The following is a 22,516-nucleotide window of genomic DNA, read 5'->3' as shown; positions in this document are numbered from 1 at the left end:
TTGAAGATAGAAAAATGTCTGTAAAGATAGGAAATATTGACTTGGGAGAGTTCCCATTATTGCTGGCACCAATGGAAGATGTAAGCGATCCGCCTTTCCGTTTTGTATGTAAACAAAGCGGTGTGGATATGATGTACACAGAATTCATTTCTTCTGAAGGGCTGATACGTGATGCAGCTAAAAGCAGGCAGAAACTTGATATTTTTGAGTATGAAAGACCCATTGGTATTCAGATTTTCGGAAGTGAAATATCGACCATGCACGAAGCAACTGAAATTGCTACCCTGGCCAAACCAGACCTGATTGATATCAACTATGGCTGTCCTGTGAAGCAGGTGGCCTGTAAAGGTGCAGGATCTGCGCTTTTACAGGATATAGATAAGATGGTGAAAATGACTGAAGCCGTAGTCAAAGCCACTCATTTACCTGTTACCGTTAAAACCCGCTTAGGTTGGGATGATAACACTAAAAACGTAGATGAAGTAGCCGAAAGATTGCAGGATATCGGTATTCAGGCACTGACTATTCACGGAAGAACAAGATCGCAAATGTATAAAGGCGAAGCTGACTGGCGGATGATCAGGGATATTAAAAGAAATCCAAGGATCAAGATTCCGGTTTTCGGTAACGGAGACGTTGATAGTCCTCAGAAAGCATTAGATTGGCGCAGAGAATTTGAAGTAGACGGAATCATGATTGGGAGAGCTGCAATTGGTTACCCATGGATTTTCAGAGAAATTGCACATTTCTTCAAAACCGGGGAAAAACTCGCCGGCCCTACTGTTGCAGAAAGAGTTTCAGTTTGCAGGACCCATTTAGATAAATCTATTGCCTGGAAAGGTCCAAAAGTAGGTATTTTTGAAATGAGACGTCATTATGCTAATTATTTCAAGGGTTTACCTGACTTTAAGAACTATAGAATGTTATTGGTCAAAGAAGACAATATTGAAATAATTCATGCTATTTTAGACGAAGTGGCAGATAAATATCATCACCTGCTCCTGGAAGGAGAAATGGCTTGATTTTTGAAAAACACTTCATAAATAAGATTAGAATTTAGATTACAATGGTCACAGCGATTACACAAGGCGTTAAGATTTCGGTAGATACGGTGTATCAGGAAGAATATTCCAACCCTGAGAAAGAACATTTTATGTTTGCTTACCAGATTTCTGTAGAAAATCTGTCAGATTATTCAATACAATTAATGCGCCGTCAATGGTTCATCTTTGATTCCAATGGTACACAAAGAGAAGTAGAGGGAGAAGGTGTTGTTGGAATTCAGCCGGTAATAGAACCAGGAGAGAGCTATTCTTACGTTTCCGGATGTAATTTAACAACAGATATGGGATCAATGTCAGGAAATTACCTGATGCACCGTACCGCAGATGAAAGTGACTTTACAGTTGATATTCCTGAATTTCAATTGATTGTACCTTACCGTTTGAATTAATTTTTATTTCTTCCAAATAACATCGAAGCATAGTACAATAGATTGGATAAAGCACCAAGGGCAGCTACCACGTAGGTCATTGCTGCCCACCATAAAGCATCTTTAGCCTGCGCATTTTCCTCGTAACTATGCATAACTACCTGATTGTTTTTAAGCCATATTAAAGCTCTTTTACTCGCATCAAATTCAACAGGCAGGGTGATAAAGCTAAATATAGTAATCAGTACCAAACCTGCTACACCCATTCCAAGTACAAAAGGATTACCTGTAAAACCAATCAGCAAAATACCTATAATAAGCACCCATTGTAAAAGATTAGAAGATATACTGACCACAGGGACCATGTTTGTTCTGAATTGAAGCCAATAATAGGATTTAGCATGCTGAACCGCATGTCCGCATTCATGAGCAGCTACAGCTGCGGCCGCAACACTTCTGCCATAATAAACATCTGTACTTAAATTAACTGTCTTATCTGCCGGATTATAATGATCTGTTAACTGACCGTCTGCATTCATCACCCGCACATCATATATACCATTGTCATGCAGCATTTTTTCTGCAATCTCATGTCCTGAAAATCCAGAATTCAACTGCATTTCCGCATATCTGCCAAATTTATGTCTGAACTTCCATTGCACAAAAATGCTGAGCATCAACATCGGAATTATAAAAAACAAATAGGTCGCCATCTCTTGATATCACATTTATTCAATGCTGTAAATCAAAAATTGTTCCCATAATCTTGAATTTCAACAATATTTCAATAAAACAGCCATTCTTTGATTAAAATGCCTTATCAGAATTAAAAAACACTCTTATTAATTAATTTATTACCTGTTCATTAATAAAATAACCTTTTCATTATTTAAAATGAATCAGTATATTCTTAATTAAATAACCCGATGTCTTCTAAAAACTTCATCATTAGCAGGCATATAAATACTAAAATAGTTGTTAAAATCGTTTATAATACAGATTTTTGATAAAAATATTAGCAAATGAATATCCTGATTATAGTATTACTGATCGTAGTCATCATCTTTCTTTTTTTCATTTTATTAAAAAAACCCGGTGCAGTTAATAATCAGACCGACCTGTTGTGTTTGAAAGAGGCAGAACATGAAAAGATTTTGAGCTATTACAAAGAAGAAAAACAACGCCTGGAAGACGAAATCATTGATTTGCGAACAGGTTTTATGGATGAAAGAAGCCGTGCCGTCAAAGCAGAAGAGATGCTTAAAGCACAAGTAGACAAGCAAACAGAACAGGAAAAATATATAGCAGGGATACAGCAAAAATTCAAAATGGAATTTGAGCATATCGCCAATCAGATACTCGAAGAAAAAACTTCCAAATTCACCGCGAACAATAAAGCCAATATGGATCTTATTTTAAGCCCGCTAAAGGAGAATATTAAAGCATTCGAGGAAAAGGTCGACCGGGTATACAAAGCGGAGTCAGACGAGCGCAATATACTCAAGGGCGTCATTTCACAATTGATGGATCAGAGCAAACAAATACAAGAGGATGCAAATAACCTGACCAAAGCATTGAAAGGCGATAACAAAAAGCAAGGTAACTGGGGAGAAGTGATCCTGGAACGTGTACTGGAACGTTCCGGACTCGTTAAAGATCAGGAATACCGGATACAATCGAGTTTTAATACCGCAACAGGCAACAGGGTTCAGCCCGATGTAATTATCGATCTGCCCGAAGATAAACACATCGTAGTCGACTCTAAAGTTTCACTGATTGCTTATGAAAAATACGTTACTGCCGAAACAGAAGAAGAAAGAGAAATATTTGTCAAGCAGCACTTACTTTCTTTGAAAAATCATATTCAGGATTTATCCGGAAAAAATTACCAGGCACTTTACCAGATCAACTCGCCTGATTTTGTGCTTCTTTTCATCCCCATAGAATCTTCATTTGGTATTGCAGTTCAAAAGGACGCAGAACTTTTTAATTATGCCTGGGAAAGAAAAGTAGTTATGGTGAGCCCTTCTACTTTACTCGCTACCCTGCGCACCATTTCAAGTATATGGAAACAAGAAAGACAAAATAGAAATGTGCTTGAAATAGCGCGTTTAAGTGGCAGCATGTATGATAAATTTGTTGGTTTTGTAACTGATATGGAAAGTATTGGAAGAAATATCAGACAAAGCCAGGATGCTTATGACAAAGCAATGGGTAAACTGTCAGCCGGAACAGGAAATCTGGCTAATACAGCCGATAAAATAAAAAAGCTGGGTGCAAAAACTACCAAACAAATTGATCGGAAATTTTTAGACCCAGCTTTAATAGAGGATGAAAATCCTATAATTTAAATGCGTTCCAGCCCTGTGCTTTCAATTCATGGACAACACTTGATTTAGAGATCATTTTACAGCCTGAAGCTTTATCCGTGATATGACCAATTACAGTAATATCCACATCATGCTTTAATTTTGTATAATCTTCTTGTTTGATCGTAAATAACAATTCATAATCTTCACCACCATTTAACGCACAAACAGTTGGATCAAGTCCAAGTTCTCTTGCAGTTTCATAAGTCATCGGATCAATTGGAAATTTATCTTCATACAAAGTACATCCCTTCTCAGATTGCTTGCAGATGTGCATAATATCAGAAGCCAGACCATCCGAAATATCGATCATTGCAGTTGGAACAATTTTCATCTGGGCCAGCAGATCCACGATATCTCTTCTTCCTTCAGGCTTCAATTGTCTTTCAATAATATAATCTTTTCCTTCCAGATCAGGTTGAATATTAGGGTTTTCCAGGAAAATCTGTTTTTCTCTTTCTAAAATCTGAAGGCCTACATAAGCACCACCCAAATCACCGGAAACACAAATTAAATCGCCATCAGCAGCACCATTTCTATAACAAATATCTGCTTTTGCAGCATAGCCGATACTCGTTACACTCAGTACTAACCCTTGTTTGCTGGAAGAAGTATCTCCACCAATTAAATCAATGTTGAACTTATTACAAGCCAGCTCTATTCCTTTGTAAATTTCTTCTACAGCTTCCAGTGGAAACTTGCTTGAAACTCCAATAGAAACAGTAATCTGGGTAGCCACTCCATTCATCGCATAGATATCACTTAAATTTACCTGAACAGCTTTATACCCCAGGTGCATCAAGGGTACGTAAGCCAGGTCGAAATGAATTCCTTCCAGCAATAAATCTGTAGAAATTAAGATTTCTTTATCGCCCGAATGTAATACCGCAGCATCATCACCAATCCCTTTGACACTACTTTCATGTCTAATTTTAAAATTATTTGTCAGGTGTTCAATCAAGCCAAATTCACCTAATTCACCTAATTCTGTACGTTCTTTATTCTCAAACATATTTTTTTTATAAATATTAACCGCTGGAATTTTCCATAGGTTTTTACCGCTGTTTTTAAAGCTTTTAAACTTATTAACAGTTGTTAGGAAAGTTAAAAAGTTAACAATTCCTATAAGCCAAGACTTGCTGATATTTCCAGCATTCTTTCAATTGGTTTTCTAGCCTCTCTGATAATATGCTCTGGCACAGTAACTTCTGGCGATCCGTTTTTTAAACACAGATACAATTTTTCCAAAGTATTTCTCTTCATATACGGGCAATCATTGCAAGCACAATTATTATTCGGCGGCGCCGGAATAAAAGTTTTTGCCGGATTTGCCTTTTCCATCTGGTGAATTATACCACTTTCTGTAGCTACAATAAATTCTTTTGCATCACTTTTGATGGAATAATTCAACAATCCTGTTGTAGATCCGATATAATCTGCCATCTGCAATACAGCTTCCTCACATTCCGGATGCGCAATAAATTTTGCATTCGGATGGCGCTCTTTTAACTTGGTTATTTTCTCTCTCGAAAATATTTCATGAACCATACAGGCACCATTCCACAAAACCAGATCCCTGCCAGTTTTTTTCGCCACCCAGGCACCCAGATTTTTATCCGGACCAAAAATAATCTTCTGCTCTTTTGGCAGACTTTCTACAATTTGAACCGCATTGGTTGAGGTACAGACGATATCACTCATCGCTTTTAGCTCTGCCGTACAATTCACGTAGGTAATGACCAGGTGATCCGGGTATTTCTCTTTAAACTTTTTAAACAAATGTGGCGGACAACTATCTGCTAATGAGCAACCTGCCTTTAAATCTGGTAATAAAACCTTTTTTTCCGGAGAGAGAATTTTTGCCGTTTCTGCCATAAAATGCACTCCTGCAAAAACAATCACATCTGCCTCAGTTCTGGCCGCTTCCTGAGAAAGTCCTAAACTGTCCCCAATATAGTCAGCAACATCCTGTATATCAGGTTCTTGGTAATAATGTGCCAGGATTATCGCATTTTTCTCTTTTTTTAATTTTTCAATTTCCGCAAAAAGATCAAGTGTTGGGTCGATACTTTCTTCTACAAATCCTCTTCTGTTCAATTCTTCTAAGGTATCCATTTTCAACGTTTCAATAATTAATAATTATTTAATATAAATAGATTTCTATTGTTTATTAGTGTGTTAGTAATGTTTGTAACTCTCCTGTTTTTATTCGTTTTTATAACTTGTTCTATACTTATCAACAAATAAATCACTTTTTTTTTCAAAAAATACGCTGATTAACAATTAGATATTTTTAAGATTAAAAACTTATCCATACTCAGATGTTTATTAGTTAGTTGGTAGTAAAAAGTTAATAACTCATGCAAAGTTGCTGAAAAATAACTTAAAATATTGTGTCTAATTCTCATTTTACCTTAGCTTTAAACATTCTTAAATAGTTACTCTATTTATTTAGACAAGTAATCAACATATTTCTAACGTTGTTAACAATAAGGCGGATTTAGCACAATTCAATGAAGAATACAGACTTTTTAGTAATAGGATCGGGGATTGCGGGCTTGAGCTTCGCTTTAAAGGCCGCTAAGCATGGTAAAGTTTTAATTATTACAAAATCAAACGAGGATGAATCCAATACAAAATATGCCCAGGGTGGTGTAGCTGTAGTTGTGGATAAAGATGATTCTTTTGAAAAGCATATTCACGACACTTTAATTGCTGGTGATGGACTTTGCGATCCGGCAATTGTGGAAATCGTGGTGAAAGAAGGTCCTCAGCGTATCCAGGAGATCATAGATTACGGAATTAAATTTGACAAGGACCCGGCAGGCGTCTATGATCTTGCGAAGGAGGGAGGACACTCAGAGCACCGTGTTTTACACTATAAAGATGTTACAGGGTACGAAATTGAGAGTGTTTTATTGCAGCAAATTCATGAGAATCCGAACATAGAGATATTAACACATTACTTCTGTCTGGAGTTAATTACCCAGCATCACCTCGGATTGTTTGTTGACAAGAGTACTAAAGTTATTAACTGTTTTGGTGTATATGCCTTTAATACAGAGCTTAACGATGTGGAAAAGATACTAGCAAAGGTAACTGTGCTGGCTTCGGGCGGCGCCGGACATGTGTATTCCAGCACCACAAATCCAGTAATTGCAACTGGTGATGGGATGGCAATGGTTTACCGTGCAAAGGGAAAATTGAGGAATATGGAGTTCATTCAGTTTCACCCTACCGCTTTATATAACCCTGGAGAGTATCCTTCCTTCTTAATATCGGAAGCTGTAAGGGGCTTTGGAGGCGTTTTGAGGCGTAAGAATGGTGATGAATTTATGTACGAATATGATGAAAGAGGCTCATTGGCGCCGCGTGATATTGTGGCCAGAGCAATAGATTCTGAGATGAAAAAATCGGGTGAAGATTTCGTTTATCTGGATATCAGGCATCGTTCAAAGACTGACATTCTGACACACTTTCCTAATATTTATGCGAAGTGTTTATCTATAGGTATAGACATGACTAAAGATTTAATTCCCGTTACTCCAGCTGCACATTATATGTGTGGTGGAATTTTGGTGGATGAATTTGGAAGATCTTCTATTCATAATTTATATGCTTGCGGAGAATGTTCTTCCACTGGATTACATGGAGCAAACCGTTTAGCTTCAAATTCTTTACTGGAAGCCCCTGTTTTTGCGCACCGGATTTATCTGGATGCTGTAGAAAAATTTAAGGATAATGTTATTCCTGAAAATATACCAGAGTGGAATGATCATGGAGTAGTTCAGTCTGATGAAGATATTCTGGTTACGCATAATCTGCGCGAAACTCAAAAACTCATGAGTGATTATGTGGGAATCGTCCGTTCAGATTTTAGATTGGACAGAGCGATGCGGCGTTTATTTTTACTGCATGAAGAAACTGAAGAATTTTACAAAGCCAATAAAGTTTCTGTGAAATTATGTGAATTAAGAAACGTCATACAAGTTGCTTTCACTGTTATAAAATCTGCGATGGCGAGAAAAGAGAGCAGAGGATTACATTACACCACTGATTATCCTGGTCATGCTGAAGAATTAATTGATACTATTTTTTAATATATATATATAGAATATGCCCGTTATTTTACCGGTTTTAGATAAACACCCTAAATGGGGAAATCATTGTTTTATTGCACCAAATGCAACTATAGTAGGGGATGTGACTATGGGAAATAATTGTTCCGTATGGTTTAATGCAGTAATCAGAGGAGATGTAAATACAATTACAATCGGAAATGACAGTAACATTCAGGATGGGGCGGTGATTCATGCTACGTATCTTAAGGCGGCTACTACCATTGGTAACAGAGTGTCAGTAGGGCATAATGCGATTGTACATGGCTGTATTCTTAAAGACCATGTACTGGTTGGTATGGGGGCTATTGTTATGGACAATGCAGTTGTGGAAGAATATTGTATTATTGGTGCCGGATCAGTTGTGTTGGAAAATACCATCTGTGAAACTGGTTTTCTCTATGCAGGAACACCTGCTAAAAAAATAAAGCCCATTACTGAAGAGCAACGGGCTTTGTTAAATAAGTTACCAGATAACTATATTATGTATTCGGACTGGTTCAGATAAGCTATTTTTCCTTAGGTAAGGTAATCGTCTCATTTCTATCCCAGTTGGCCCTTATAGAGAGCTCTTTAGGCTCGTTATATATAGTTTCAGGCTGTAAACCCAGCTTTACATTACCAGTGTCCCAGACGCCGTTTTTATTGGTATCGTAAATGATTCTGATAAAGTATTTTCCAGCTCTGTAATTTGCAAATTTTACGGTGGTGTCTCTGGATACCACCAAACTATTCACTAATGCTTTTGCTTCATTGGTAATTTCCAGCAAGAACTGTTTGTTAGGTTCGGGAACAATTATTTTCACCTGTAAAGTTCCATAATCATCCTTTTTGGCGAGTTGAAATTTCTTTAAAAACTCTTTGCTTTTAGTGGCAAAAAGACCCGTAAAAGCACCATCACCAAACTTGATTTCATAAATATTATTGGGTTGCCAGGGATACATAATGTGATATGCGAGGAAGTTTGCACTATCCTTTACAACTGTGAAATTTGTCTTTACTACAGAATCTTCCATTAAGGTGATCTTTGATGGATCTACGGCTTCAACCGGTATTCCAAAAGTCAGAGTAAATGGTTTATTCGGGTTGATTAAGTTGGTTTCAATATTGTCTGTTGCGACAACGTTTCTTTTATAAGTATCTTTTTTACCTCTGTTAAAAGTAACCGTTTGCAATAATTTTCCTTCATTAGTAACACTTACTTTCGTAGAATCAAAGCTTAAATCAGCTAGCCAAACCTTTACAGAATCCCCATTTTTGTTGAATTTAACCAATTTAGTAGCATCCAGATTTTTAGGTTCTGTAACTACAATTTCTGGTTTTTTGAGTTTCTGATTGAAGTTCATTGAAATACTTCCGTCTGCATTAAGCCTTCTGTCATTGATTCTAAAAAGTGTGGCATCTTCTTTAAACACCATCATATTTACATTTTGAGTATCTTTTTTCAGCACCAGAGGCTCTTTAACAAAACCAATTTCATCAGAACTTTGCTGATAAATCTTATCACTGCTTTGTTCTTTAAGTGCATAGACTTTGTAAGTATCTGCTCTTAAATTATTGATTTTGTAATTTCCGCTGCTGTCTGTTAAAGTATAGATAGAAGCTTTCCTTTTTCCAAAGATACTGTCCCTGGATAGAGGGAGTACAAAAGCAACACCCTCGATCAATGGTTTGCCTGTTTGTGATTCTTTAATATTTCCAGAAATACTTAAAGAGTCCAGTGAAGCACCAGTTGAAAAAACATAAGTCAGATTTTTAGTTACATTTCCTTCATTCACGTCGCCAACTGCCTTACCAAAATTAAGTGTATAGGTTGTGTTCTTTTCCAGAGAATCTGTAAAAGAAATTTCCAGTGACTTATCCTTAATCTTTAAAGTGGGCATGACTTCTACATCCGGAGAAATGGAGAACTGCTTGTACTGATCAGTCAATTTGAAATACTCATCAAACTGGATAACGATTTTCCTGGCCTTAAAATTTCTGGTTAAATTTTTCGGGGTCATAGCAAGCACTTTTGGCGGAGTTTTATCTTTTGGGCCTCCCTGAGGACCCGGTCCAATGCTCGCGCAACCATAAATCAGGGATATTCCTGAAAATGTATAAAATAAACTCCTTGCAATCCTTAATAAGCTGTTTTTGGCCATTTATGTGCGATGTAATAGAATCTTTAATCTTTTTAATAACTATGATATAAAAAGTCTGAAAGCTTCTTATATCGCTTTAAAATAAGCTGCTCTCAGACTGTATTATTTTTATATATAATGTATTGATTATCAATACATTATATATTATTTGCTAATATGCACCATCAAAACTGAAATGTCTGAAGGAGAAACTCCCGAAATTCTGGATGCTTGTCCTAAAGTACGTGGTTTTATCTTCAATAATTTCTCTCTTGCCTCTTTTGACAGCGATCCTAAAGAAGAATAATCAAAATCAGGGTTGATATCTTTGTCTTCCATCTTTTGCATTTTGTTGACGATCTCCTGTTCTTTGAGAAAATAGCTTTCATACTTTACTTTGATCTCAGCTTGTTCAATAGTTTCCTGATCGAAAGGAGCAAGATATTCATCCAGACTTTTACTTACTTTTCTAAGGTCATTAATTCCAACCTGAGGTCTGCCCAGTACACTTACAATTTTAACATTTTGTGCTAAAGGTGTCGAACCTAAAGTTTCCAGCATATCGTTAGCTTCAGTCATTTCTATTCCTTGCTTGCGTGTAAAGGCAACGATATTATCTGAGTTTGAAATTTTCTGGTGAACAATCGCTAAACGTTCGTCACTGATTAATCCTAAAGCATGGCCAATAGGGGAGAGCCTGATATCTGCGTTGTCCTGACGCAGCAATAATCTATGCTCAGCTCTGGAGGTAAACATACGGTAAGGTTCTTCAGTTCCTTTAGTTACCAGGTCGTCAATTAATACACCAATATAAGATTCTGAACGCTTCATAATCAATGGAGCTTTCTCATTTATTTTCAGGTGTGCATTAATCCCGGCAATGAAACCCTGACTTGCAGCTTCTTCATATCCGGTAGTTCCATTAATTTGTCCGGCGAAATACAGATTCTCAATTAACTTCGTTTCTAAGGTTAATGACAACTGGGTAGGTGGGAAGTAATCGTATTCAATCGCATAACCTGGTCTGAACATTTTTGCATTTTCAAATCCTGGAATTTGAATTAAAGCTCTGTACTGAACATCTTCCGGCAACGATGTAGAAAAGCCATTCACATAAATTTCACAGGTATTCCATCCTTCGGGTTCTACAAAAATCTGATGTCTGTCTCTTTCTGCAAATCTGTTTATTTTATCTTCAATAGATGGACAGTATCTTGGACCAAGCCCTTTGATTCTACCAGTAAACATGGGTGATTTCTCAAAACCTTCTTTTAAAGTTTCGTGCACATTACTATTGGTATAAGTGATCCAGCAACATCTTTTTTCTGTTGGTCTTTCTACATGAGTATAAGAGAATCTTCCTGGGTTTTCGTCGCCCCATTGTTCTTCCATTAACGAATAATTCAGTGATCTTCCATCCACGCGTGGGGGAGTACCAGTCTTCATTCTTCCAGCTTCGAATCCAATAGAAGTCAACTGTTCTGTAATTCCTGTAGCTGCTTTTTCACCAGTACGGCCACCACCAAATTTCTTCTCTCCAATGTGAATTAATCCATTCAGAAAAGTACCATTGGTCAGTACCACGCTTTTGGCTTTGATCTCTACACCAATGGAAGTTTTAACTCCTGTTACTTTATTGTTTTCAATGATCAGACTACTCACCATGTCCTGCCAGAAATCTACATTTGGGGTACGCTCTAAGGCAAGTCTCCATTCTTCGGCAAATCGTTTTCTGTCGTTCTGTGCACGAGGGCTCCACATCGCAGGGCCCTTGGATAAATTGAGCATTCTAAATTGTAAAGTGGTCTTATCACTGATAATTCCCGAGTAACCACCCATGGCGTCAATCTCTCTTACAATTTGTCCTTTTGCCACACCGCCCATAGCAGGGTTGCAGCTCATTTGCGCAATTGTCTCCATATTCATGGTGACTAATAAAACGGAAGATCCCATGTTTGCTGCTGCCGCTGCTGCTTCACAACCTGCGTGTCCGGCACCCACAACAATCACATCATATTCTTTAAACATCTTATTTGTATTTATGTTTCACGTGAAACAAGGACTTTAATTTCTTGTTCTGGCGCCTGGCGTTTCACGTGGAACGTTAATTCTCGTATTGGCTTAACGGGGGCTTGTTTAGCCTTCTTAATGCTTTAAAAGCCTTATAATAAGCTATTATTCCTTCAATTAAGTCGTTTTGTTTGTCTTTTCTGATAACTCTACCCAACGTTCCATGGTCTGTTCCAAAGTAGTATTAAGCTTTTCAATAGCTTTTGTTACTTCTTGTATTTCCATATAGTTAGTACTATCAATAGAAAGCAGGGAATTAGTTAGTTTATCAATTTCAGTTTCAATCTCAGCTATTTTAGCTTCTGAATCATCCAGCTCTTTCTGCTCTTTATAGGTTAATTTATTGGCAGGTATAGCAGTAGTTTTCTGTTCGGTTTTATTCGGTTTTGTTTCTGTTTTTTCTTTAGGTGTATCCAGGCTAATTCTATATTCAGAATAATTACCATTGTAGATACTAACAATACCTTCACCTTCCATAATGAATAATTGCTCACTCATTTTGTCTAATAGATACCTGTCGTGAGAAACAAGAATCAATACGCCCGGGAAATTTTCCAGGAACTCTTCTAATACATTTAGCGTATCAATATCTAAATCATTGGTCGGCTCATCCAGGATCAGGAAGTTTGGATTTTGCATTAAAACCTTCATCAGGTGTAAACGCTTTTTCTCCCCACCGCTCAACTTTTCTACCATTCCATGTTGCTTCTTGGGAGGGAAGAGGAATAGTGTTAATAATTGGGAAGCGGATATCATTGAACCATCAGCCATCTTGATATATTCAGCATCAGATTTTACAATATCTATAACTCTTTCTTTTTCATTAAAGGCTAAACCACCTTGTTTATAATAGCCGTAAACTGTAGTTTCTCCAGTGCTCACCTTACCTTTTTCCGGAATTTGAAACCCTGTAATAATATTTAACAATGTAGATTTTCCAGTCCCATTTTTTCCGGCTAAACCAATACGATCTGCACGTTTAAATGTATAACTGAAATCATTGATTATTTTTTTCTCATCAAAAGACTGACCAATATGGTCCAATTCCAGAATTTTATTTCCCTGACGGGACATCTTCATGCTTAAGGTTACACTTCCTGTATCAGAACGTTGTTTGGTTTTACTTTCCAAATCATAAAAAGCATCTATTCTGGATTGAGATTTAGTTGTTCTTGCCGCAGGCATTCTGCGCATCCATTCCAATTCTTTCTTCAGGAGATTCTTGTTCTTTTGGAAAGTACTCTCATCAGAAGCTTCGCGTTCAGATTTTTTCTCCAGAAAATAAGCATAGTTTCCATTGTAATTATAAATCTTACCTCTATCCAGTTCTACAATCGTATTACATACATTATCCAGAAAATACCTGTCGTGTGTTACTAGTAATATTGTTTTATTTCCTGAAGTCAGTAACTTTTCTAACCATTCAATAGTATCGATGTCCAGGTGGTTTGTAGGCTCATCCAATACATAAATCTCAGGATCTTCAATTAAAAGCTTGGCTAAAGCCAGACGCTTTTTCTGACCACCAGATAAAGTTGAGATTTTTTGTTGCAGATGATTAATTCCCATACGGCTTAAAATCGTTTTGATTTCATGCTCATATTCCCAGGCATTGTGTTCACTTAATTCTTCGTATAAACGGTTAAGTTTTTTCTCATCAGGATTTGGATCTTCAATCAGTTCTTCATATTCCTTGATTAACTGTTGCTGCTTATTGTCTGTAGAAAAAATAAAATCACTGATAGAATATCCATCAGGGAAGGAGGGTTCCTGATCAAGGAAGCCAATCTTAACGAATTTATTTTTTACTATTTTCCCTTCCAGCGGAGTAAACCGCTCGGCCAATAATTTTAATAGGGTGCTTTTACCAGCTCCGTTGATTCCAACCAACGCGACGCGCTGACCAGTCTGGATGCCTAAGGTTAAATTTTTGAATAACCATTCATCATTATAGGCATGGCCTAAATTTTCTGCTGCAATTAATGTGCTCAAAGTATATTTTTAACGAATTATCAGATAAGAAATTATCCGCAAAAGTAAGCAATATTTGTGGGTATAATATTCATGTGTTTAAACATCTAAATATTATATTACAATTCAGTAACCTGCGGATTTATAAGTATATATATAAAAAGAGCCGTGGCGACAATTTGACAAATCAGAATAATAAAATTATTGATTAAAGGAACTGGCCGGTAAACTTAAAAAGAATGAATAGCTTTTATTCATCAGAGCGTCCGGGCAGGTAATTATGAGGTCAAAAATCAAACATTTGCCAAAACAATATAAATTGAATGGCTGCCTTCTTTAACATGCTGTTTTTAGTACTTTATAGTCGGTTTAAAGAAGTTATTGTTGTTTTGAACAGATGAGTCTAAGAAATTTTAAAACCAGCTTATAGCGCTTTAAATAAGGCTGATGTTTTATGTATAAAAATAAAAGTATAAATGGTTGATTTACAGTGATTAAATATTTTATTGTTAAGTATAATCAGAATTATATAGTTGTTTTAGTTAATGCAGCATTCAATAAAGCCAGGTATTGATCTTCTTTCTGCGTCATCAGGGTTTTGGCTGCTTTACCTTTATCCTTATAGCCTAACAAGTGTAAAGTACCATGGATAATTACTCTGCACAATTCCTGCAAAACTATACTCTTAAATTCTTTCGCATTTTCCTGGATACGTTCTATGCTGATAAAAATATCACCCTGAATCATTTCAGGAGTCTCTGAATTATCAAAAGTAATTACGTCGGTATAAGTATCATGATTTAAATATTGCTGGTTTATAGCCAGCAGATATTCGTCAGAGCAGAGAATAAACGTTAACTCCTCCAGTTTAAAACCTTCTGCAATGATGGTCTCCTTGATCCAGTTTCTGATTACTGTTTTATTTTTAAGGGTGTACTTAACGTCTTCTAAAAAAAAATGTACTGCTGGTTTGCTCATGACTCACTATTTACGGCTGCAAATTTAGCAATTTAAAATAGTCTGCTATTTTATTTTTGTAGTAGTAATTCAGCGAAGGTGGTAATTTCTGTAACAACTCCTGTTCAGCAGCTTGTTTCTTTTTGAATTGTTCCAGCAATTTAGGATAGGATGGAGGAAAGTCCTTGCCGGTTTTGCTTTCTCTTTTCTCGTCTTCACTTTGTTCTCTGCTGGCTTTTTCGGCATCCAGTAATTTGGTCAGCACACCCTGCTGACGTTTAATCGTTGCATCTTCCAGCCTTTTATTGATCAGGTCTGATTCTGTAGTCTTCATCTCTTTGATCACCTGGTTTAAATTGCCCAAACCACCACTTCCATCTTTATTTTGTTCGGTATTGAGTTTTTGTAAAGCTTCGCGGATCATCTGCTGCTGCTGTGCCATTTTTGCAAAACTTTCACTCATTTCCCCTTTGGGTACGCTTCCTTGTTTACCTTCTTTTTGAAGCTTTTGCCTGGCCTGCTCCATATTCTTATTCAGCTGCTGCTGCATTTGCTGAAGCTGCTGCATGGATTGTTTTCCTTTCCCTTTTCCACCAGATTTAGAATTGCGCTTGTTCTTTTCCAATTGTTCCAGTGCCTCATTCAGCATTAAAGCCAGGTTATTAATCGAAGTCATCGTATACTGCTGATTTTTAACAGCTTCATAAGTTCTGCGTTCTGCCAGGTTCTCCAGGCTTTTGTCCAGGTTAAAATTAATCTGCTGCATTTCTTCACCTACAGCACTCTGGATTTGAGGGATTCTTTTGCTTAACGCAGCTAAACTATCTGAAATCGTTTTTAAATTATCTTTTATTCCGCGCTGTAGTTGCACATTGCCAACATAAGCAGGATCATTGAACGCCATTTTCTTTAAACTGAGCATCACTTTTTCCTGGTCAAAAGAAGTTTTTAGCAAATGCTGAAGTAATAACCTTAATTCCTCTACCTGTAAATTATTTTCCGCTTCAGTTGCAGACTGCTGTTCTTCTTTAAGCTGATCAGCCATTTCCTGTAATTGATCACCCGCTTTTTGCTGCTGTTCTGAAGCCTGCTGTCTTTGATTTTTCGATAATTTTTCCAGGCTTTGTTGTTGTTGCTGCTGAATTTGCTGTGCTGTTTTTTCCTGTGGCTGAAAAGGATTAGGTCTTTCTAAAGCCTGGTTTTTAGCATCCAGTTCTTTCATCTCTTTTTTCAGGTCATTAAATTCCTTTTGTTGCTGTTGCTGCTTCTTTTGCAGTTCATCCAATGAATTTTTCTGGTCTTTAGTAGCTTTGCTCAATTCTTTTTGTGTCCTGGCAAGGCTGGCTAAACGGTCAATCTTATTTTGCAGGTTTTGCTCAAATTCCAATTGCTTATACAATTCCAGGATCCGGTCAAGCTCATTCTTTAAAGATTTATTATCCATGGTCATTTTTCCTAATTCCTGTTGCGTCTGATCTTTATTATTCTGATTAACCAGGTTTTGCAGTTTTTCCAGTAGTTCTTTGGTTTTAGGATCAAGAACGTTGTTAAACAAATCATCTATTTTTTTCTGCTTTTCTGCCAATTCTTTCTTCAAATTGTCGTTTTCTGTAGATTTAAACGTGTTTTTCTGTTTAGCTTCCTGAATTTCCTTTACAACAGCTTCTAACTTCTTCTGCTTTTCCAGCAGCTGTCCAATATCTTTTTTATCCTCAAAAGTGAGTTCTTTTTTGTCCAGTAAAGTTTCTCCCAGTTTTTTGCTTTCTTTCTCTACCTGACCAGCGAGTTTAATTGCCGACTCCATTTTCTGTTTCAACTGGCTGCTTTCGGCGTTTGTCTGTTTTTCCAGCTGACTGGCAGTAGGCTGCTCATAAGTTCTGATCGCAGTGCGGCTTTTTTTAGGCCCATTCACTGCATCATTATCCGCTACCTCCAGATAGTATTCCAGTACCTGGCCAGGCTTAATTTCTATGTTTTTGAGATTCCAGAAATAGAAGAAAGAACTCTCCAGTTGATTTACTTTTACCGGAATACCTGCTTGTACCGTTTTTTTCGCAATACCATTTTCTTTAAGCGTATAAACAAATTTTAAAGCGCTGAAACCATGATCATCATGAATATTTCCTGTAAAATACAAAGCTTTGCGGCTCATGGAATCTGCAGTTTCCTTGACTTCTATAGCAGGAGGAAGATCTGCAATCACCTCAATTTTATGGCTGATCGAATCCTGGTGTACAGAGAATTCATTTTTAGGGACCACCCTGTAGTCCTGGCTTTTTTTGAGTACAGCTTTAAACTGTGCTGAATTATTAATCACAGGGAGTTCCTGAAGCTGATTACCTAATGCAAATAACAATTGTTGTGTATGCTCAGTGGAGACGACCCAGGTAACAGCAGTACCTTCCGGTATGGTTAAATCTCCTGCATTGGAAATCGTTTCCTTCTTTTTCTTCAAATAAGAAGGATAACTCAGCCGGGCTTCCATCGTTAAAACAGCTGCTCTGGGTTTGACAGTCAGGGTATAGATCCTGGAATCAAAACCGCCTGCACTAAAGCGGATTTGCTGGGTCTGTTGCAAGTTCTTTAAAGTGTACTGAAAACTACTATTTGTTTTTTTCTCCAGCTTAAATGTATTAAGGCCCTCTTTTAAATAGACCTCCTGCGGGAGCTGGTCTCCTTCGATTTTAAGATTTAGCTGAAAATCATCTCCCTGGGTTACCACCAGGCTCTTATGAAGCAAAACAAACTCAAAAGGAGCTACTGGTAAAATCTCCTGATCATACTTGATGAAACTGTTTGTGCCTTCTTTTAAAATAGCCGGAGCAGCGATTCCGATGGCTATAATAAGAGCTAGTGGAACAACGAAATACTTAATTAATTTTTTATTGTTCCCAAGGTCAATCGCTTTGCTGAATGGTATGGGTGTTAATTCACTGATCTTCTGCTCTATTCCTGCTAAAATTAATTGATTATGTTCAGGTGATAAATCTGCCAGCGCTTTAAGCTGTAAAGTATTCAGCAATTTATCACGTACAGGCTCAAAATGATTTCCTATAAGTTTGGCCGACTCTTCTAAACTAATGCTCTTACTCAGCCTGAAATAAGCCATTGCAGGTTTAATAATGCCAGCAGTAATAGCAACCAGTAAGATCAGCAAAAAAGAAAAAAAGAGGACGGTTTTAACTATTGGCGCAGGATGCAGATAATACACCAGCACAAACAAGAAGAGGTAAAGAGCAAATAAAAGGGCAAGCGTATAAATAAGGCCATGAAGCAATTTATTAAGATAAAACTGCTGCCTGAATTCATTGATCTTTGAAATTAAAAGGCTGTAATTGCTATCCATTTCTTGTATAAAAGCCCGTTTAAGTCATTTCTGAATTTAAAGATAGAAAAGCCTTGTACAGAGAACGAATGTAATTGTTGTTTTTTATTCAAAAGGACAGGAAATTGTCTTTTTTATTTGTAATAGATTTTAAAAGGCATAAAAAAAGCTTCCCGATATCTCATCAGGAAGCTTGTACGAATTATGGTTATAATAATCTAGATTACTTTAACATTGATCGCATTCAAACCTTTTTTACCGCTTTCAACATCGTATTCTACTTTGTCGTTTTCACGGATTTCATCGATAAGGCCTGTTGAATGTACAAAAATTTCGCTATCGCCATTCGCTGGTACGATAAATCCAAAACCTTTAGTTACATTGAAAAATTTTACTGTTCCTTCTTGCATTGTATTATGTATTAATAATTAAGTCTGCAATGTAGTAATTATTTTTTTATAATCTGCAAATGCTTCATTTTTTGATAAATATAATTTTTGACGATTTATTTTGAAGGTTTTCTCCCGACTACATCTACTGTAATTTCGCTCGTATGAGGCACGCCAAGAGTGCTCCCGGGTTTAATTATTAGTAAATTTTGCAAATAAACGCTGATAATTCCTTCCAGAACTTTTTTTCTCGTTTCCCTGAATTCCGGAAGGTTAGTGAAAAAATAACTTAATCTCATTTTTCCTTTTTCATCTACCAGGACATTAAATTCATAAGCGAATTCTTTATAAGCATCGGGAATAACCAGTTTATATTGCGGATAGAGGTAATCGTAGGCCTCTGTTCTGCCATTCAATTTATCGACGCTGCTTAAACGCTCTACAGTAATGCGGTTATCGCGCGCACGCAAAGAAACCACTTGACGGCCCGCAAATACACTGTCCCTTTGATCGGGATATTGAGTTGCTTTAGCTACCATTTCTGCAATAAAAAGGGTATCCGCTTTACTTGGCCGCTGCAACTTTTCAGCAGTAGTCTTTAATTTATTTTTGATATAGTCGTCAGCATAAAAAGTCATGTTTACATCCGAACGGATATCATCTGCTATCTCTTTTTTATTCACCTGAAGCCGTTGAAAAACGAGGCTGTCTTTGCTGATCAGCTTAAACCTGAACCATTCTTTCGCAAAATTAAAGACATCAGCATGGTCATGGTGCAAATGAAAGGGTTGCATGATTTTCTGGACAGGATCATAAGCCAGCACTGTATCGGCAGATTTAAATTGAATAATCCAGCTTGGTTCCTGCTGAAAACCAGTGGTATCGAAAGATAATCCATTGCTGAAACGACGTTTTACTTCCGTATACCTGATTCCTTTGACCGGAGTGACCTCTAACTTTACATGTTCTGGTAATTTTTCTTTCTTCGCTTTCGTATTGCACGCAGTCAATAACAAGCTGAAACTTATAAAAATAGACAGGGAGGTGATTGCTCTCATATAACAGACAACGCTTTTTTCATGCAAATATATCAGGCTTTCTTTGCTAATCATAACAAGAATTCATAAAAGAAAAGCCCTTAAGCTTTAAAAACAGAGCTTAAGGGCTGATTAAAGGGAATAGATCCGATTATTTTTTAGGAAAAAGAATGTCATTGATCCTGATTACCAGATCATCATAATGTGCTTTTGTTAAGCTGTCACCAGCTAAAGCTCTTGCTTTAGTGAGCGTTAACAGTGATTTCAATTCAGCTCTTGCCAATGGTCTTATATCCGACAAAGAAACATTAATAGGGGTAAAGCCATAATTAGCAAGTCCTTCGGAGTTTGCTCCTGGTGGAACATCCATTTCTTTGGTCATCAATTGTGTTAACGTCTCTACATAAGAACGTTGTAAATTACGTTTAAAAGCATCTGGTCTGCTGGCAGAGAATACGCTTGTTTTCAGGTCGGTAAACAGTTCAGGAAGCGTATAGGCATTTGCTGTACCATTTTTAGCCTCATTGTCCAGTAAGCGTGCAATACGGGAAGGAGCCAGTAACTGACCTAGTGTACTGGTTTGCACTGCTTTTATTTTATTCAATATTTGTCCGTTATCGAATTTATTCAGCTGCTCATTATTAATCAGCCATACCGGAGTATTAAACAACTGTGTATTGAAAAATGTGATTGCTTCTTTTTGTTTAACTTTAGGCAAATAAGAATAAACAGTTCCTTTCTGATCAGTCGTTTTAAAGTTCTCACTCATGCCGCCAACATTTGCTCTTACATGGCCCATATATCTGCTGTACTGCGTAATAACTTCATTGTAGAGCTCTTTAAGGTCACTGAAATCCTCTCCTTTCTGGTAAGTCCATATTTCTATATTCGGAAGGATACGCTTTAAATTAGCAATACCATAAGTGCTGGCTTTCATTGCATTGTCGCCTAAATCCTCACTTTGTAAGCGCGGATCAAGGCTTGTGCCCTGACGGCCATAATAATACAATGGATTTCCTGATTTAGCGATCGTCCATACATCCAGTTTTGCTCTTTCCTGTTTAGCGGTTAAGTTACCAGGAAACCAAGTATAGCCCCATTTAATAGACCATTTATCATATTCACCTATTTCAGGATGTAACTTCGTTACCCCATCACCAGGTTGTGCGATATAATTGAAACGCGCATAATCCATAATAGACGGTGCTGTTCCATGGGTATTGGTAAAGGTTTTCGAACGAAGAGAATCTACCGGATAAGCATAACTTGAACCAAAATTATGAGGCAGGCCAAGCGTATGTCCAATTTCGTGTGAAGAAACAAAACGGATCAGTTCACCCATTTGTTTGTCATCAAATTTGGCTTTTCTTGCTGCCGGATTAATGGCAGCGGTTTGCACAAAATACCAGTTTCTTAATAAATTCATGACATTATGGTACCACCCAATATGTGTTTCCAGAATTTGTCCGGTACGTGGATCAGAAACATGAGGGCCATAAGCATTCGCGATATTTGAAGCAAAATAACGTACAACAGAGTATCTGGAATCCTCTACACTGAAATCAGGATCCTGTGCAGGAGTAGGGGCTTCCTTTCCGATAATTGCATTTTTAAATCCTGCTTCCTGAAAGGCGGCCTGCCAGTCATTAATCCCCTGAATTAAATAAGGGACCCATTTTTTTGGAGTGGCCGGATCAATATAAATTACAATTGGTTTAACAGGCTCTACCAGTTCGCCGCGCATATAAGCCGCAGTATCTTTAGGAACGAGGTTCCATCGGTGGATATAGGCCGTGCGTTCAGCTTTTTGGGCATCTGTTCCGTAATCTGTTTGGGATTGGCCGAAATAACCTACTCTTGGATCTGTTAATCTCGCTTTAACTGGTGTTTTTGGTAAAAGGAGCATCGAAGTATTGAATTCAAAAGTTACCGCACCAATACTATTGTCGATTGGTGATTCTGCCGATCTGTAAGTTTTGCTGGTCACTACTTCTATATTTATCGGGAAAGTTTTGATCGTGTCTATATAAGAACGTCCGGCATCTAAAGCACTTGCTTTATAGGCTTTCCTTAAGGCATCAGTAGCGCCGATAGCCACGACATCACCATTGTAAAAATCAGTGACATCAATCACAACGCCTGTGGTGTCCTTATTGTAAGCTTTAATCTCAAAACTGGCAAGAATTGTAGACAGGTTTGAATTTTTAACAGATTGATACATATCTGAAGTGCTGTCGGCTCTTACAGAATAACTGGGTACACGGATAAAAACCTGTTTTCCGCGGCGTTCCCATTGCCAAACCTGGTCATTTAATTCTTCTCCTCCATATTGCTGGTTACCAACAGATACACCGGATGGCACTTTATTTAAACGGGTAACGACAAGCATTTCACGGTTTAGCAAAGTGTCAGGGATTTCGAAATACCACTTATCGTCTACTTTATAAGTTTTGAATAATCCATTTTTAGTTCTTGCTTTTGCAGTAATCACTTCGGAAAATGGCTTCAGCCCTTCTTTTTTGGGAGCTGGAATAGTGGGAGCGGGCGCCGCAGTAGTGGCTGTCTTTTTAGATTTTTTCTGTGCGGAAGCAGTTTCGCTGCATACCGTACCTAAAAAACATATACCGGCAATAACCAGTAATTTAGTTTTTGAATTCATTGTTAGTCAAAAAAATTGGGGTTTGGGTTGAAGCCGTAAAAATATCTATTGTCAGCTTAAAATAAT

General features: G+C 37.3%; 16 protein-coding genes. 5 read left to right on the top strand and 11 right to left on the bottom strand.

Features of this window, described 5'->3' with window-relative positions:
- The first annotated feature begins 14 nt into the window (after window positions 1-14).
- Both dusB and apaG read left to right on the top strand, forming a co-directional pair.
- Window positions 15-1,022: a tRNA dihydrouridine synthase DusB gene (gene dusB, locus AB3G38_RS16865; RefSeq protein ID WP_367864998.1), complete on the top strand. Its 1,008-nt coding sequence runs from the start codon at window positions 15-17 to the stop codon at window positions 1,020-1,022.
- A 44-nt stretch (window positions 1,023-1,066) separates the two neighbouring features.
- Window positions 1,067-1,453: a Co2+/Mg2+ efflux protein ApaG gene (gene apaG, locus AB3G38_RS16860; RefSeq protein ID WP_068404707.1), complete on the top strand. Its 387-nt coding sequence runs from the start codon at window positions 1,067-1,069 to the stop codon at window positions 1,451-1,453.
- Here apaG and AB3G38_RS16855 read toward each other — a convergent pair.
- Complete coding sequence (locus AB3G38_RS16855) at window positions 1,450-2,109, bottom strand: zinc metallopeptidase (RefSeq protein ID WP_367864997.1); 660 nt, start codon at window positions 2,107-2,109, stop codon at window positions 1,450-1,452. The two genes, apaG and AB3G38_RS16855, sit on opposite strands and share 4 nt — an antisense overlap.
- 345 nt (window positions 2,110-2,454) lie before the next feature.
- Between AB3G38_RS16855 and AB3G38_RS16850 the strand changes: the two genes are divergently transcribed.
- Window positions 2,455-3,783 (top strand): DNA recombination protein RmuC, encoded by a 1,329-nt coding sequence (locus tag AB3G38_RS16850; protein WP_367864996.1) that lies wholly within the window; start codon window positions 2,455-2,457, stop codon window positions 3,781-3,783.
- Here AB3G38_RS16850 and thiL read toward each other — a convergent pair.
- On the bottom strand, window positions 3,773-4,813 hold the full coding sequence (gene thiL / locus AB3G38_RS16845) for a thiamine-phosphate kinase (protein WP_367864995.1): 1,041 nt from the start codon (window positions 4,811-4,813) through the stop codon (window positions 3,773-3,775). The genes AB3G38_RS16850 and thiL overlap by 11 nt on opposite strands.
- A gap of 110 nt (window positions 4,814-4,923) precedes the next feature.
- Entirely contained in the window at window positions 4,924-5,916 is a 993-nt protein-coding gene (nadA, locus tag AB3G38_RS16840; RefSeq protein WP_367864994.1) for a quinolinate synthase NadA, read from the bottom strand.
- Between the two features lie 398 nt (window positions 5,917-6,314).
- On the opposite strand from nadA, the gene nadB reads away from it, so the two are divergent.
- The gene (nadB, locus tag AB3G38_RS16835) at window positions 6,315-7,901 is read left to right on the top strand and encodes an L-aspartate oxidase (RefSeq protein WP_367864993.1); all 1,587 of its coding nucleotides are present in this window, start codon (window positions 6,315-6,317) and stop codon (window positions 7,899-7,901) included.
- Between the two features lie 16 nt (window positions 7,902-7,917).
- On the top strand, window positions 7,918-8,427 hold the full coding sequence (locus AB3G38_RS16830; protein ID WP_367864992.1) for a gamma carbonic anhydrase family protein: 510 nt from the start codon (window positions 7,918-7,920) through the stop codon (window positions 8,425-8,427).
- Window position 8,428: 1 nt separating this feature from the next.
- Here AB3G38_RS16830 and AB3G38_RS16825 read toward each other — a convergent pair whose 3' ends face one another.
- The 8 genes from AB3G38_RS16825 to AB3G38_RS16790 all read right to left on the bottom strand — a co-directional run bounded on the left by AB3G38_RS16825 (window position 8,429) and on the right by AB3G38_RS16790 (window position 22,450).
- Entirely contained in the window at window positions 8,429-10,063 is a 1,635-nt protein-coding gene (locus tag AB3G38_RS16825) for an Ig-like domain-containing protein (protein WP_367864991.1), read from the bottom strand.
- A 144-nt stretch (window positions 10,064-10,207) separates the two neighbouring features.
- Complete coding sequence (gene mnmG / locus AB3G38_RS16820; RefSeq protein ID WP_367864990.1) at window positions 10,208-12,070, bottom strand: tRNA uridine-5-carboxymethylaminomethyl(34) synthesis enzyme MnmG; 1,863 nt, start codon at window positions 12,068-12,070, stop codon at window positions 10,208-10,210.
- Between the two features lie 159 nt (window positions 12,071-12,229).
- Window positions 12,230-14,104, bottom strand: coding sequence for an ABC-F family ATP-binding cassette domain-containing protein (locus AB3G38_RS16815; RefSeq protein WP_367864989.1), 1,875 nt, complete (start codon window positions 14,102-14,104; stop codon window positions 12,230-12,232).
- Window positions 14,105-14,608: 504 nt separating this feature from the next.
- Window positions 14,609-15,061 carry an rRNA maturation RNase YbeY gene (gene ybeY / locus AB3G38_RS16810; RefSeq protein ID WP_367864988.1) on the bottom strand — a complete coding sequence of 151 codons (453 nt, stop codon included), beginning with the start codon at window positions 15,059-15,061 and terminating at the stop codon, window positions 14,609-14,611.
- A 10-nt stretch (window positions 15,062-15,071) separates the two neighbouring features.
- Entirely contained in the window at window positions 15,072-18,386 is a 3,315-nt protein-coding gene (locus AB3G38_RS16805; protein WP_367864987.1) for a hypothetical protein, read from the bottom strand.
- A gap of 197 nt (window positions 18,387-18,583) precedes the next feature.
- On the bottom strand, window positions 18,584-18,775 hold the full coding sequence (locus AB3G38_RS16800) for a cold-shock protein (protein ID WP_037441187.1): 192 nt from the start codon (window positions 18,773-18,775) through the stop codon (window positions 18,584-18,586).
- A gap of 95 nt (window positions 18,776-18,870) precedes the next feature.
- Entirely contained in the window at window positions 18,871-19,812 is a 942-nt protein-coding gene (locus tag AB3G38_RS16795) for a hypothetical protein (RefSeq protein WP_367864986.1), read from the bottom strand.
- Window positions 19,813-19,942: 130 nt separating this feature from the next.
- Window positions 19,943-22,450, bottom strand: a complete 2,508-nt coding sequence (locus AB3G38_RS16790; RefSeq protein ID WP_367864985.1) for a zinc-dependent metalloprotease — start codon at window positions 22,448-22,450, stop codon at window positions 19,943-19,945.
- Between the last annotated feature and the right edge of the window lie 66 nt (window positions 22,451-22,516).

Source organism: Pedobacter sp. WC2423 (assembly GCF_040822065.1).
In the GTDB taxonomy this organism is placed as follows: Bacteria; Bacteroidota; Bacteroidia; order Sphingobacteriales; family Sphingobacteriaceae; genus Pedobacter.
This window is presented reverse-complemented; position numbering and strand designations above follow the sequence as displayed.